Genomic DNA, 13,769 nt, shown 5'->3' with positions numbered 1-13,769 from the left:
TCTCGCTGCGCTCGCTCAACGACCGGAACCTGTCGGTCGTTGAGCGAGCAGCGAAGCAGCGAGACGAAACGTGATTCGCCGTCTTACCAGCGGTAGTGCGCGAAGGCGCGGTTCGACTCGGCCATCTTGTGGGTGTCCTCGCGGCGCTTCACCGCGGCACCGAGGCCGTTCGAGGCGTCCAGGATCTCGTTCTGGAGACGCTCGGTCATCGTCTTCTCACGACGGCTCTTCGCGTAGCTCACGAGCCAGCGCAGGGCCAGGGTGTTCGCACGGTGCGGCTTCACCTCGACGGGGACCTGGTAGGTCGAACCACCGACGCGGCGGCTGCGGACCTCCAGGGTGGGGCGCACGTTGTCGAGCGCCTTCTTGAGCGTGGCGACCGCGTCCTGACCGCTCTTGGCCTCGACGCCGGCGAGGGCACCGTAGACGATCGACTCGGCGAGCGACTTCTTGCCGTCGACGAGGATCTTGTTCACGAGCGAGGTGACGATCGGAGCGCCGTAGACCGGGTCGTTGACGACGGGGCGCTTGGGGGCGGGACCCTTACGAGGCATCTAACTCAACCCTTCTTCGCGCCGTAGCGGGAACGAGCCTGCTTACGGTTCTTGACGGCCTGGGTGTCGAGCGCACCGCGGACGATCTTGTAGCGGACACCGGGGAGGTCCTTCACACGACCGCCGCGGACGAGCACGAGCGAGTGCTCCTGCAGGTTGTGGCCCTCGCCCGGGATGTAGGCGGTGACCTCGGTGCCGTTGCGGAGCTTCACACGGGCGACCTTGCGCATCGCCGAGTTCGGCTTCTTCGGGGTGGTGGTGTACACACGGGTGCACACGCCGGCCTGCTGCGGGTTCGACTTCAGAGCGGGCGCCTTGGTCTTGGAGACCTTCGGCGAACGGCCCTTGCGAACCAACTGCTGAATGGTTGGCACGTTCTCTCCTTGTTGTGCTGCACGGTGACAGCGCGATGGGTTTCACATCATGACCCACCGGCACGCCGGAACCGACGCGCGTTCGTGGTGGGTATGCCGTGGGGGCGGAACCGGCGAGTGCCGGCGCCCTGAACGCACACGTCAAGACGCGCACATTCCCGATCAATGGTAATGCCGCGTAACGGTACCGGTCAAATGCGGGCGGGAGCGACACACCGGGATCGTTGAGCGAGTCGGGCGACGCCCCACGGTCGTTGAGCGAGCGCAGCGAGACGAAACGCGCCCACCGGTCGTTGAGCCAGCGCAGCGAGAGGAAACGGGGCGGCCGAGAAATGCGGGAAGGCGCGCCCCCGATTCGGGGACGCGCCTTCCGCGTGGATTGCCGGAGATTACTCCGCGGCGCTCCGGCGCATACGCGCGATCAGCAGGACCGCACCGGCGAGGAGCACGAGCGCCCCACCGAAGATGCCCGTGCCGAGCAGCGCGCCGCCGTCAGCACCCGTGGCGGGCAGGCCGCCGGGGTTGTTGCCGTTGCCGTTGCCCGGGTCGGTGGGCTGCGGCGTCGGGACCGAGGGCTCGACCAGCGTGAAGGTCGACACGTTCGCGCCGCTGGTGACGCCGTCGATCGTCTGGGTCGCGTTGATCTCGTGAGCACCGAGCGCCAGCGAGCTGTCGATCGCGATCGCCCACGAGCCGTCCTCGCCCACCGTGGCGGAGAGCGCGGCGATGCCGTCAGCGGTCACGGTCGCACCCGCGGCGGCCTCGCCCAGCTCGACGCCGTCGAGCTTGACGTTGACCGTGGCGCCGGCGACGCCGGTGCCGGTGATGGCGGTCGGCTGAGCCGTCAGCGTGGAGCCGTTGGCCGGGCTGGTGATCGCCGGGGCCGGAACCGCGACGGTGAACGTCGACGTGGCCTTCGAGGTCTTGTCACCGGCGGTCTGGTTCGCGGTCGCCGTGATCTCGCCGAACGGAGCGCTGATCGCGATCGACCAGTTGCCCGCCTCGTCGACGGTGGTCTCGCCGGCAAGGCCGCCGCCGTCGCCCGTGGCGGTCTCGAGCGCGATCTTCGCGCCCGGCTCACCGGTGCCCTGGACGGCCACGTTCGGGCCCTCGACGGTCGAGCCGTTGGCCGGAGCGGTGATCTGCACCGGGGCGACGGCCTTCTCGTCGACGACCACGGTGTGGGTCACGATCTCCGAGCGGTTGTAACCCCCGTCCTTGACCCGCAGCTTGTACTCGTACGTGGCGGGGTCATTGGGAGCGGCGAACGACCAGTTTCCGGCGTCGTCGATCCCGACCTCGGTCCAGGAGCCACCGTCGCGCGAGACGAGCAGCGTCAGTCCTGCGGGGCCGGTGCCGGTGATGGCGGTACCCGGCTGGACGTGGCCGTTGTTCTCCGGGGAGGTGACGACCGGCTCGGCCAGGTCGAGCATGACCGAGTAGCCCGGGGACTGCGCGAGCGCGTTCACCAGGTCGGTCGAGAAGAGGACGCTGCCCGCCTCGTTACCACCGGAGACGACGCCGAGGGCGGTGGTGCCCGAGTAGACGGAGCCACCCGAGTCGCCGCCGAAGACGGTGCCGTTGGCGCCGTTGCTCAGGAAGCCGTAGACGTACTGGCCCGAGACGCTGGCCCAGACACCAACCGCCTCAACCGTGCTGGTGGTCACACCGGTGGTGCGGCCGCTCTTCTGGATCTCCTGGCCGACGGCCGGAGTGCCCACCGCGGTGACGGGGGTGCTCGACGCGGCGAGGTCGCCGCTGGCGTAGCTCGTCCAGTCGGTCACGGCCGGGATGGCCTTGAGCTGGTCGTTGGTGATCGAGATGCCGGAGATGTCGGTCGCCTCGGGCGAGTTGTTCGGTCCGCCGTAGATGGAGAAGTCGAACGTGCCGACCGGCGCGTCGTCGAGGAACGACGGCGTGTAGGCGGGCTGGTCCGGCGTGGTGGGCTTGCTCGGGGCGTCGTCATCCGCAGGGGTCGAGCGGGAGACCGTCTGACCCGGGGTGCCGCAGTGACCGGCGGAGAGCAGAGCCGGCGCACCGGACTGGTTCCACGCGGAGAAGCCGACGGAGCAGACGGCGCTCTCGTCCTCGTTGATGTAGCCCGCGCCGCCCACGATCTCGTTCTGGGCCATGGCGATGAGCGGGTCGCCCGCGGTGACGGAGACGTTCGCGGCGTACTCGGCCACGGTCGCCTTGGTCTCGGCGGAGAGCTCCTTGTCCTTGTCCTGGGTGACGACGATGTTGCCCTCGCCGTTCTTGCCGACGGACACGACCGCGGAGTCGGTCTTCAGCAGGTTGAGCGCAAACTCGTCGTACGCAGCACCCTCGACGGGCGCCGACTTGACCGCGACGTCGTCGGACGCCGCTGCCGGCGCGACGAGCAGGCCACCGCCCGCGAGCGCGGCCGCTGCGCCGACGGCAGCGAGCGTGCCTGCCTTTCGGAATGAATTCTTCACATTGATCCTCAGTGGTTGTCGGACACTTTCAGAGCGAGGCAGGGTAGTCCCCCCCAGTCACTGGTCACCCGCAGGTAAGACACAGCGTCTTCACAGTAACCCATGAGGATAGTGAAGGGAAACACCTACCGACCAAAGGGGTTCCCATGCGCGCGACCACGCTCGCCACCATCGTCCTCGCCGCGGCAGGTGCGATCGCCCTGGCCGGATGCTCGGCCACGCCCGGTTCCGACACCCCCACAGAGGTGCCCGAGCCGAGCTCGACGCCGGAGGCGCAGCCCGTCTTCAGCGCATCGGCGGGCACCGCGGCGACGCCCGATCCGTTCCTCACCTTCAAGGACGACGGGACCTTCAACGGCAGCGACGGATGCAACGACCTCGCCGGCACCTACACCCGCGACGCGGACGTGCTGACGCTCGATCTCGGCCTCACGACGCTCAAGGGCTGCCCCGGAGTGGACACCTGGCTGCACGGGGTGCACACGGTCAAGGTGGCCGATCCTCAGGTCGTCGTCTTCGACAAGAACGGCGCCGAGATCGGCGCGCTCACCGTCGACGCGTCCTGACCTCCCCGGAGCTGCGCCGGCGCCCGAGACCGCTCAGAGGGTGTCCGGGTCGAACGGCGAGTCCAGCGCCTGCGTGAGCTCGGCGAGCATCGCCTCGATCTGCGGCTCGACATACTCGGTGATCGCCTCCTGGACCCGCAGGCGGTGCCGGAGCAGCATCCCGCAGATCTCCCGGCCGACGACGTTGGCGTACTCGTCGGCGAGCCCCACCTCGCGGCGCAGCGCCGCCTTCGCCTCCTCGCTCAGCGGCGGCAGAGGGGGCAGAACGGCGGCCTCCTGATCCGCGAGCCCCGCCAGGGTGAACAGGAACGGCGCACCCGGCACGGGATCCGGGTCGAGCGGCATCCCCTCGTACTCCGGATCCAGGTCCTCGGCGGGCCGGTAGCTGCGGGCCCGGTTGCGTGCCGCCTGCTGATCGAGCTCGGCCTGCAGCATGGGCAGATTCCGCGCGGTGTACTCCGCGACCGCGTGGTCCACGATCGTCTTGATCCGGGTGGAGAGCCCGTGCTGGACGCCGTGCGGCACGTTCGCGCCGATTCCTGCCGCGGAGAGCACCGGCGATCCCAGGCACCGACGGCACGGAGCGACCCGCCCGCGGTGCGTGGAGGGCTCCCAGCGCGGCACCCAGCGCAGCCAGGCCTCGACGGCCTGGTCCACCTGCGTCTCCAGCGAGCGCTCCACGATTCCAGCGTACGTCGCCCGGGCGTGTCCGTCCCGGATCCCGGCCCCGACGCGGCGGGTCATTCCTCCCAGGGCCAGCGAGGGCGCCCCGAACGGGTGCGTCTCAGCGCGATCCCGCCCCACGCGGCGACGAGGGCCGCGACCGCGATCACCGCGCTCGCCCCTCCGAGCACGAGCTGGCCGACGGCGGCGGTCGCCGGTGCGATCCCGGCGCCCTCGAGCAGTGCGGCGATCCAGACGCCCGCGAGGTGCGCGAGCGTCGTCCCGAGGGCGAGGAACACGCTGGGGACGAACGAGGGCCGCGGTGGTCGGAGCACGATGCGCAGGACGACCGCGAACACCGTGACGGCGAGCACCATGCCGACGACGCCCGGCAGCTGACCGAGGCCGGCCACGACGATGAGGTCGGTCTCGGTGAACAGGCTCAGGAACCCGAGGCCGGCGATGGCCAGGGCGAAGAACGACACGACCGCCAGCGCCCACGCCAGGACGGCCGAGACCCCCGCGGACGGCGTGTCGGGGCCGTCGTGGCGGGGGTCTTCCGGGTGGGTGTCCGTGGCGTCCTCCGGCTCAGTCCGGGAGTTGCGGCCCGGCTTCGAGGATCCGCTCGTACTCGCGCTGCGCCTCGGCGTTGAGCTCGGTCTTGCGGGCTCCGCTGCGGGCGACCCAGGCGCCGAACCAGATGGTGAGCTCACGTCCGAACACGAAGGCGGCGATCGCCAGCGGCGCGAGCAGCTGACTGTTCGCCAGCTCGGCGTTCTCGGCGGCGGTGAGCGTCCAGAACGGCGCGGCGAAGAGCTGCCCGAGGATGTGGCCGCCGTACGCCGCGGCGCCCACCAGGATGCCGAAGACGACCCAGTACCCCCAGCGCCCGCGGTTGATCACGGCGCCGAGCAGCCAGAAGCCGAGGAAGAAGACGGCCACGGGGATCCACAGCTCGAAGGAGCGCAGGTTCTCCAGCAGCACGTCGACGATGTTCTCGCCGCGCACGTCTCCGGTCAGCAGTCCCATCCCGAGCGCCGCGCCCAGGTAGAGGATCGCGAAGCAGATCGCCGCGATGAGGCCGATGCCGCCCGCCGCGGCGCGGTTGCCGCGGTCCCTCGGCGGCTCCGGGGCCTGGACGAAGATCGGCAGAGGGCCCTGCGCGGGCGGGGCGAGCTCGGTCGGCGCGACCGTCGTCGCCGCGGTCGGCTCGGAGGCGACGATCCCGGCGCCGCCGGCTCCCGACGCTTCGGTGCTGGCATAGGCGGCGGTGGCCGCGAGCGCCGTGGTCTCCGTGTCGTGGGCGTCATCGGCGGACAGCGCCGTGGTGGCCGCGGTCGGCTCGGTGGCCGGCTCGTGGCGCGGGGGCGGGGGCGTGAACGTGCCACCGAAGGTCCCCGGGTAGGCGGCCTCGGCCTCGGCGAAGGCCGCGAGGTCCGGATCCTCCGTGCGCTCCGGCCGGGCCCGCTCCGGGGCCACGACGCCGGTGGAGGCGTCGCCCGCGTCGCCCGCCGTGTCAGCCGCCGCCTTGTCGGCGTCGGCCTTGTCCGTCGCGGGTGCGGGCACGCCGGCGTCGGCGTCGGCCGTGCCTGCGTCGGCTTTGTCGGTCGCGGGCGTGACGGGGTCCGTCGCGCCGGCGCCGTCCGTGACCGCGTCGTGATCCGCGTGCTCCGGCGACGCGTGATCCGGGACGGAGTTCCCGGCGGCCGTCGGCGCCTCCGGTGCCGGGGATGCGTCGTCCCGAGTCGGCTCCGCGGAGTCGCTCGATCCGGATCCCGCAGCGGCGTTCGTCTCGTCCGTCCCGGTGCGCGCCGCCTCGGCGTCCGCGAGTCCGGCGTTGGCGCTGCCCACGACGTCGTCGACGTCGGGGGTCGGCTCCGGCTTCGAAACCTCGTGGTCACTCATGGGGAGCTCCTCGCGTCGGATGGCCTGCGTTCCGAGGGTATCGCCGCGTTCCGCGGCCAGGCAGGAGGCGGACCGACGTGTCGGCGGATGCCCGGGCGTGTCCGATCCGGGCGTCTGGGTGCGAGGCCCTTCTGGGATGCGGGCGCCCCGGCGAGCCGCGCGTCAGCCGAGCAGCACGCCGGCGAACGGATCAGCCGAACAGGGCGCGGACGGTGTCCGTGACGTAGGCGCCGATCACCGGCATCAGCGGAGCGGCGAGCACGACCAGCCCCGCCACCACACCGACGCAGAGGACGCCGAACGTCCACGCCGCGACGGTGCTGCGTCCCCCGATGCGAGCCATGCCGCGAGCATACGTCCGCCCGCGGCGAGCGCTCGTCCGCCCCGCCGCGCTGGTGCCCGACCCGCCGCGCTCGTCTCCCCCTACGCCTCGGTCGAGTGGTCAGTTTCTGTGGGTTGAGCGGGCGCCAACCCACAGAAACTGACCACTCGATCGCCGCACGGCTGGAAGAGGGCGAGGGACGACGGGGAGCGAGCGACGGGCGGGCGGGAGCGAGGGACGGGAGAGCGGGAATGCTACGCCCGTATCGGCGGGATGCGACGCCGGAGGGACGCACGAAGCCGCGGCGGGCAATAGCGTCGGAGCATGCCCGAGTCACGCCCCGCGCCCGCCGACCCGCAGCGCCCCGACCGTTCCGCCCCTGCCGAGCGCCCCGCCCGTACCGCGCACGGCAGCGGGTCGCCCACGGGCACGGGACCGTCGCCGCAGGCCGCACCGGTCTACGCGGAGGATCGTCTCCGCGCCGAGTGGCGCACGATCCGCGCGTCGGCGACCCGCCGCCCGCCCGCGACCCCCGGCCTGGGATGGATCACCCTGGCCGCCGCGGTGATCCTCTTCGCCGTCGGCACGCCGGTGAACGCCGCGGTCTCGGGTGTGCCCGTGGTCGCCGCGATGGTCGGAACACTGCTGCAGTGCGGAGGGCTCGCCCTGGCCGTCGCCCTCCCTCGGCTCGGGATCGCGGCCCACGCCCTCGGCATGCTCGTGATCGCCCTGACCGCCGATGTGGCGACGGGGGCCCCATGGCCGCTCCCTGTCCCGGGCATGATCACCTTCTCGGCGCTGCTGCTCGTCCTCGGCCTGCGCGAGGCCTGGATCGTGCCGGTGACGGCGTTCCTGCTCGGCTTCGCCGCGCTGCTCGTCGGCATCGCCCTGCGGCTGGGCGCCGAGGCGAACTGGGCCGTGAACATCGCGATCAGTGCCGAAGCGCTGGTGGTGATGGTGCTCGCGATCGGCATCGCCCAGTGGCGGATGGTCCGCGGCGATCTCGTCCGGGCCCGGGAGGAGGCCGAGGTCGAGTCCGGCCGGGTGCGGTGGGCGACCGAGCGGCGCCGGATCGCCCGGGAGATGCACGACGTCGTCGCGCACTCGATGTCCATCGTCCACATGCAGGCGTCGTCCGCCGTGTACCGGCATCCGGATCTGCCCGTTCCCGTCGCCGCCGAGTTCGATGCCATCGCCACCGGGGCGCGTACCGCCCTCACCGAGATGCGCCAGCTCCTCGGGGTCCTCCGCGACGAGGGCGAGCAGCTCACGGCGCCGCAGCCGACGCTGGGCGACCTCGACGAGCTCGTCGAGCGGACCCGCGCCGCCGGGGTCCGCGTGACGCCGCAGATCACGCTCCCGGTGCCGCTTCCCGACGCCGCCGTCCAGCTCGCGGTCTTCCGCGCTGCGCAGGAGGGACTGAGCAACGCCGTCCGGCATGCTCCCGGGTCCCACGTGCGCGTGATCCTGGAGGAGGACCGCGCCCCGGGTGGCCGACGGACCCTCCTGCTCGAGGTGATCGACGACGGCAGCGGCGCACGGCCGGCGGAGCGGTCGCGTCCCGGATTCGGGATCGCCGGGATGAACGAGCGCGTCGGCCTCGTGGGCGGTAGCGTCGTGGCGGGGCCGCGCGGCCGCGGGTGGGCCGTGGTCGTGCAGGTGCCGCTGGAGGATCAGCCCGCCGCCCCCGCGGAGCCGCACCCGCCCCGCGCCACGGATCCCGCTGCCGTCCCCGGATCCGACGATCCGACCGAGGAGAGCGCATGACGCACCCGATCCGCGTGCTGGTCGTCGACGACCAGGAGATGTTCCGCGTCGGGCTCGCCGCGATCCTCGACGCCCAGCCGGACATCACCGTCGCCGGACAGGCCGCGGACGGCGCCGAAGCGCGCCAGCGGGTGCGGAGCCTGCAGCCGGACGTCGTGCTCATGGACGTGCGGATGCCCGTCCTCAACGGGATCGACGCCACCCGCGAGATCCTCTCGGATCCGGCGATCGTTCCGTATCCGCGGATCGTCATGCTGACCACGTTCGACATCGACGACTACGTCTTCGACGCGCTGCGCGCCGGGGCGAGCGGATTCCTGCTCAAGGACGCGACCCCGGCGCAGCTCGTCGAGGCCGTCCGCACCGTGCACGGCGGCGAGGCCCTCCTCGCGCCGCGGGTGACGACCATGCTCGTGCAGGAGCTGACCCGCACGGCGGCCCGCCCGCGCCCGCAGGGGGCCGTCTTCGCGGAGCTCACCGACCGGGAGCGCGAGGTGTTCCTCCTGATCGCCGAGGGACTGTCCAACACCGAGATCGCCGGACGCCTGTTCATCGCCGAGCAGACCGCGAAGACGCACGTCAGCCGCGTCCTCGGCAAGCTCGGCCTCCGCGACCGCGTGCACGCCGTCGTGCTGGCGTACGAGACCGGCCTGATCACGCCCGGCGAGCGCGGGTAGTGCAGAGCGCAGGCGGGCGCGTTTCGTCTCGCTGCGCTCGCTCAACGACCGGAAGAGGACGCGCGCGCTTCGTCTCGCTGCGCTCGCGCAACGAGACGGCAACCCACCGGTCGTTGAGCGAGGAGCGCAGCGACGAGACGAAACGCAGCACGCAGACGAGACGCAGCGCAGGAACAGTACCGCGGTAGGGGGTCGCGGATACCTCAGAGGGACGAGAGGACGGGCACCTGATCCGTACGGTCTGACCAGTGCCCGCCGACCGGAGGGCCGTACCGAACGGAGGACCCGGTGTCCGCTCTGCTCCCCGCCTCGGCCGCACCCCGCGACGCGCAGGGCGCCGCGCGCCGCGTCCCCCGTCACGAGCGCTCCCCCCGGCCCGCCGTCCCGCGGACGGCGCTGAGCGGACGCGATCCGGTGATCGACCTCGTCCGCGTCGTGTGCGTCTGCGTCGTGGTGGCGCTGCACCTCCTCGTGGCGAGCATCGAGTCCTCGCCGACGGGCGGAGTCGTCATCGGCACGCCCATCCAGGACGAGGCGTGGTTCGGACCGCTCACCTGGGTCATCCAGGTGATGCCGCTGTTCTTCGTCGTCGGCGGCTTCGCCTCGATGCGGCTCTGGCAGCGGATGCAGGCCCGCGGCGCCACCGCCGCCGACTTCGCCGGCGAGCGGATCGGCCGCCTGCTCGTGCCCGGACTGCTGATGTTCGCCGGCGTCGGGGTCTTCCTCGGCGCCGCCGCGCTCGCCGGCACGCCCGCGCAGCTCGTCGCGGACGGGTCGTACTGGATCGGGCGCCCGCTGTGGTTCCTCGGGGTCTACCTCGTCGTCAGCGCGCTCGTTCCCCTCATGGCGGCGGCGCACCGGCGCTCGCCCCGGCTCACCCTGGGGATCCTCGTCCTGACCGTCATCGCCGTGGACCTCGCCCGCGGCCCGCTCGGCGACGGCGTGACCCTGTGGAACTACGTGTTCGTGTGGCTGACGCTGCAGCAGTTCGGGTTCTTCCTCGCCGACGGCACCGTCCACCGGATCCGCCCCCGCACGGCGGTCGTCGCCCTCGTCGGCGCGGCGGCGACGCTGATCGCGCTCACCGGGTTCCTCGGGTACGCCCCCGATCTCCTGCTCGCCGGGAACAACCCGGCCACCGTGGCCCTCGTCGTGCTCGGCGTCGGGCAGGTCGCCGTCCTCCGCCTCGTCTACGGCCGGCTCGTGCGGGTCGCCGAGCGTCCGCGCGTCGCCGCGGTCGTGGCGCGGCTGAACGCCTGCAGCACGGCGATCTACCTCTGGCACATGACGGCGCTGGCAGTCGTGGTGGCGGTGATGATCGTGTTCGCCGTGCCGCTGCCGACGACCTTCTCCCCCGCCTGGTGGGTGACGCGCCCGGTCGTCCTGGCCGTGATCGCCCTGGTCCTGGTGCCGTTCGTCGTCCTCGCCCGCGCGGCGGAGCGGCGAATCCGCCTCGAGCGCTGGACCGTCCCCGCCGCCCGGATCGCCCTCGCGGTGGTCCTCGGCGTCGGTGCCGTCGTCGTGATCCTGCAGCTCGGTTTCGCTCCCGTCTGGGCCCCGCTGCTGGCGCTGGCCCTCGGCACGGCCGCGCTGGCCGGCGCCGGCTACCGCCTGTCCCCTCCCGCCCCGCGGAGGGACCCGGCGCCGCGCCGGAGCGCGCGTCCGAGCGCCGCGCTCGCCGGGATGGCGACGGGCCTGCGCTTCCGGCTCGCGGCGCGGCTCTGAGCCCCACGCCGCGAGCGGCTACTTGACGCTGCCGGCGGTGAGCCCGCCGACGATGTACCGCTGCAGCGCGAGGAACAGGACCATCGGCAGGATCGAGGCGAGGACGGCGCCGGCGGAGAAGACGCTCCAGTTCTTCGAGGTCTCCTCGGACACGAAGTGGTACAGGCCGACCGCGAGGGTCTGCTTGTCCGGGTCGACGAGGATGACCGAGGCCAGGACGAAGTCGTTCATGGTCCCGATGAACGCCAGCAGGCCCACGACCGCGAGGATCGGCGCCACCAGCCGCAGGATGATCGTGAAGAAGATCCGTGCGTGGCCGGCGCCGTCGATCTTCGCCGCCTCGTCGATCTCCGCGGGCACCGTGTTGAAGAACCCGTACATCAGGTACGTGTTCACCCCCAGCGCGCCGCCGAGGTAGACCATGATCAGACCGATCTGCGTGTTCAGACCGATCGCCGGGAAGATGTCCGAGATCGTCGACATCAGAAGGAAGATGGCCACGAAGGCCAGCAGCTGCGGGAACATCTGCACGAGCAGCAGAGTGAGCAGCCCCGCCCGGCGCCCGCGGAAGCGCATGCGGGAGAACGAGTACGCCGCCAGGGCTCCCAGGATCACCGTGCCGATGGCCGTCGTCAGCCCGATCACCATCGAGTTCAGGAACCAGGCGCCGTAGGGACGCTGCGGATCCTGGAAGAGCCGCACGTACGCGCCCGGGTCGAAGCTGGTGAAGAGGCCGTTCGCGGTCAGCAGCGTCCCGCCGGGGTTGAGCGACGCGGACAGGACGTACAGCAGCGGGAACGCCGAGAACACGAGCATCACGATGCCGACGAGGTGCCGCCATCCGGTCTGCCGGAACCAGGTGCCGAACGGGCGGCGCGGCGCGCGGTGCGGCGCCACGGCCGGGGCGGCGCCGGTCGCGGCGGACGAGCTGATCGGGGTGGTCGCGGTGGTCATCTCAGTTCAGCTCCTCGAGCACCTTGGTCTGGCGGAACCCGAGGTACGAGATCACGCCCACGATGAGGAAGATGATGATCGAGAACGCGCTCGCCAGCCCGTAGTCGCGCAGCTGTCCGACGAACGCCACCTTGTAGACCATCGAGATGAGGATGTCGGTCGCCCCGACGTTGATGCTCGCGTCGGCGAAGCGGGGCCCGCCGCGCGTCAGCATGTAGATCAGGTTGAAGTTGTTGAAGTTGAACGCGAACGACGAGATGAGCAGCGGCGCGACGGACACGAGCAGCAGCGGGAACTTGATCCGCCGGAAGATCTGCCACACGTTCGCGCCGTCCATCCGCGCCGCCTCGGTGATGTCCTCGGGGATGGACTGGATCGCTCCCGTGCAGACGAGGAACATGTACGGGAAGCCCAGCCAGAGGTTCACGATCAGGATCGCCGCCTTCGCGAGCCACTCGTTCTGCAGCCAGGGCACCTCCGCGCCGCCGAGGAGGACCTGGTTCACGAAGCCGAAGTCCTGGTTGAACATGCCCGCCCAGACCAGCGCCGACAGGAACGCCGGGAAGGCGTAGGGCAGGATCATGATCACCCGGTAGTACTTGCGGCTGCGCATCCTCGGGTCGTTGAACACGATCGCGAGGAACAGCCCGAGGGCGAACGTCGTCGCCACCGAGAGCACGGCGAACACGAGGGTCCAGGCGGCCACCGCGAGGAACGGCTCCCGGATGCTCGGCTCCGTGAACGCCCGCGTGAAGTTCGCGAAGCCGACGTTGGCCGACCAGCCGGGCAGCAGCTCCTCGCCGTCGGCGGAGGTGAAGGCCCCGGTACCGATGTCACGGTAGACCGTCCCGGTCCTCACGTCCGTCATGGTGTCCGCGGACGCGTCCCAGGCGAGGTCGGACAGGTAGGTCTGCGCGCTGGAGACGTCCTTCATCCGCAGGTAGCCGTCCGCCGGGTCGTCCGAGACGGGGACGGCGACGGCCGACACGAGGGTCTGGTTCTTCACGACCGTGCCGAAGTCGAGCGTCGTGTAGCCGTCCACGGCGACGGCCTTGTCGCCGTCGAACTCGGCGTCGACCGGGGCGAGCGCCTCGCCGGTGGTGCCGATCTCGGCCTCGCCGGTCTCGGGATCGGTGACGAGGAGGAAGTACGCGCCGTCGCGCTCCAGCACGGTCGCGTCGTACACGGGGCCGCCCTCGACCGGGCTCTCCGACTGGACGAGGAGCGCCGCGACGGCGTCCTCCTTCGTCGAGTTGTGCCCTGTGCCGTAGTTGGTGAAGGCGATGTAGACGGTGTAGCCGACGACGAACACCTGGAAGATCAGCAGGAAGATCAGGCCCGGCGTCAGGTACTTCGCCGGTAGCAGTCCGGGGGTGAGATACACGACCGTCACGGCGACGGCCAGGAGCACCACGACCGCGGCCACGATCCAGGATCCTGCCGCGAGGAGGACCATGGCGGCGTAGACGGCGGCCGCGTCGATGATCGCCAGCGCGGCGATCTTGACCAGCCACACCTTCCATCCCGCGGCGGCGGCCTCGGCGTACCGTTCGGCGCGGCGGCGCCGGCGTGCGGTGCCGGGGTCCTCCCCGGCTCTCGGCTCCTCGATGACGGGCGCGGTCATCCGTTCTCCTGCGTTCGTGTGCGGTCGGTGTCGTGTCGCGGCGGGGCGTCCGCTGGCGGCGATGCGGATCCGGGGCGTGCGGCCGGGCCCGGGGCCCCGCCCGGCCGACCGGCGCCGGGACCCCGGCGTGCCCCGGGGGGCGGGGGGCCTCGGGGGCCACGGCGGCGCGGGGGGCGCCCCCG

The 13,769-nt window shown here is 71.7% G+C and carries 13 protein-coding genes; 4 read left to right on the top strand and 9 right to left on the bottom strand.

Features of this window, described 5'->3' with window-relative positions; translation table 11 throughout:
• Positions 1–83: 83 nt before the first annotated feature.
• From rpsG to V6R91_RS11710, 3 genes are all read right to left on the bottom strand, one after another.
• Positions 84–554 carry a 30S ribosomal protein S7 gene (gene rpsG, locus V6R91_RS11720; RefSeq protein WP_067247205.1) on the bottom strand — a complete coding sequence of 157 codons (471 nt, stop codon included), beginning with the start codon at positions 552–554 and terminating at the stop codon, positions 84–86.
• A gap of 5 nt (positions 555–559) precedes the next feature.
• Complete coding sequence (rpsL, locus tag V6R91_RS11715; RefSeq protein WP_013584051.1) at positions 560–928, bottom strand: 30S ribosomal protein S12; 369 nt, start codon at positions 926–928, stop codon at positions 560–562.
• A gap of 389 nt (positions 929–1,317) precedes the next feature.
• A complete protein-coding gene (locus tag V6R91_RS11710; RefSeq protein WP_336395539.1) occupies positions 1,318–3,384 on the bottom strand; it encodes a hypothetical protein in 2,067 nt (688 codons plus the stop codon).
• A 146-nt stretch (positions 3,385–3,530) separates the two neighbouring features.
• Between V6R91_RS11710 and V6R91_RS11705 the strand changes: the two genes are divergently transcribed.
• On the top strand, positions 3,531–3,950 hold the full coding sequence (locus tag V6R91_RS11705) for an META domain-containing protein (RefSeq protein ID WP_271062892.1): 420 nt from the start codon (positions 3,531–3,533) through the stop codon (positions 3,948–3,950).
• Positions 3,951–3,983: 33 nt separating this feature from the next.
• Here V6R91_RS11705 and V6R91_RS11700 read toward each other — a convergent pair whose 3' ends face one another.
• The 4 genes from V6R91_RS11700 to V6R91_RS11685 form a co-directional block, all read right to left on the bottom strand.
• Positions 3,984–4,631, bottom strand: coding sequence for a hypothetical protein (locus tag V6R91_RS11700; protein WP_271062891.1), 648 nt, complete (start codon positions 4,629–4,631; stop codon positions 3,984–3,986).
• A 59-nt stretch (positions 4,632–4,690) separates the two neighbouring features.
• Entirely contained in the window at positions 4,691–5,098 is a 408-nt protein-coding gene (locus V6R91_RS11695) for a hypothetical protein (protein WP_271062890.1), read from the bottom strand.
• A gap of 103 nt (positions 5,099–5,201) precedes the next feature.
• Positions 5,202–6,518, bottom strand: a complete 1,317-nt coding sequence (locus V6R91_RS11690; RefSeq protein WP_336395538.1) for an ABC transporter — start codon at positions 6,516–6,518, stop codon at positions 5,202–5,204.
• A gap of 190 nt (positions 6,519–6,708) precedes the next feature.
• Positions 6,709–6,861: a hypothetical protein gene (locus tag V6R91_RS11685; RefSeq protein WP_336395537.1), complete on the bottom strand. Its 153-nt coding sequence runs from the start codon at positions 6,859–6,861 to the stop codon at positions 6,709–6,711.
• A 303-nt stretch (positions 6,862–7,164) separates the two neighbouring features.
• Here V6R91_RS11685 and V6R91_RS11680 point away from each other — a divergent pair, with 303 nt between their 5' ends.
• From V6R91_RS11680 to V6R91_RS11670, 3 genes are all read left to right on the top strand, one after another.
• Positions 7,165–8,607 carry a histidine kinase gene (locus V6R91_RS11680; protein WP_271063007.1) on the top strand — a complete coding sequence of 481 codons (1,443 nt, stop codon included), beginning with the start codon at positions 7,165–7,167 and terminating at the stop codon, positions 8,605–8,607.
• Positions 8,604–9,284, top strand: coding sequence for a response regulator transcription factor (locus V6R91_RS11675; RefSeq protein ID WP_336395536.1), 681 nt, complete (start codon positions 8,604–8,606; stop codon positions 9,282–9,284). The genes V6R91_RS11680 and V6R91_RS11675 overlap by 4 nt, the downstream gene beginning before the upstream one ends.
• 288 nt (positions 9,285–9,572) lie before the next feature.
• Positions 9,573–11,009, top strand: a complete 1,437-nt coding sequence (locus V6R91_RS11670; protein WP_336395535.1) for an acyltransferase family protein — start codon at positions 9,573–9,575, stop codon at positions 11,007–11,009.
• 18 nt (positions 11,010–11,027) lie between these two features.
• Here V6R91_RS11670 and V6R91_RS11665 read toward each other — a convergent pair whose 3' ends face one another.
• On the bottom strand, positions 11,028–11,963 hold the full coding sequence (locus V6R91_RS11665; RefSeq protein ID WP_336395534.1) for a sugar ABC transporter permease: 936 nt from the start codon (positions 11,961–11,963) through the stop codon (positions 11,028–11,030).
• Position 11,964: 1 nt separating this feature from the next.
• Positions 11,965–13,587: an ABC transporter permease subunit gene (locus tag V6R91_RS11660; protein WP_336395533.1), complete on the bottom strand. Its 1,623-nt coding sequence runs from the start codon at positions 13,585–13,587 to the stop codon at positions 11,965–11,967.
• Between the last annotated feature and the right edge of the window lie 182 nt (positions 13,588–13,769).

The sequence above is a fragment of the Microbacterium sp. CCNWLW41 genome (genome assembly GCF_037083505.1).
This window is presented reverse-complemented; position numbering and strand designations above follow the sequence as displayed.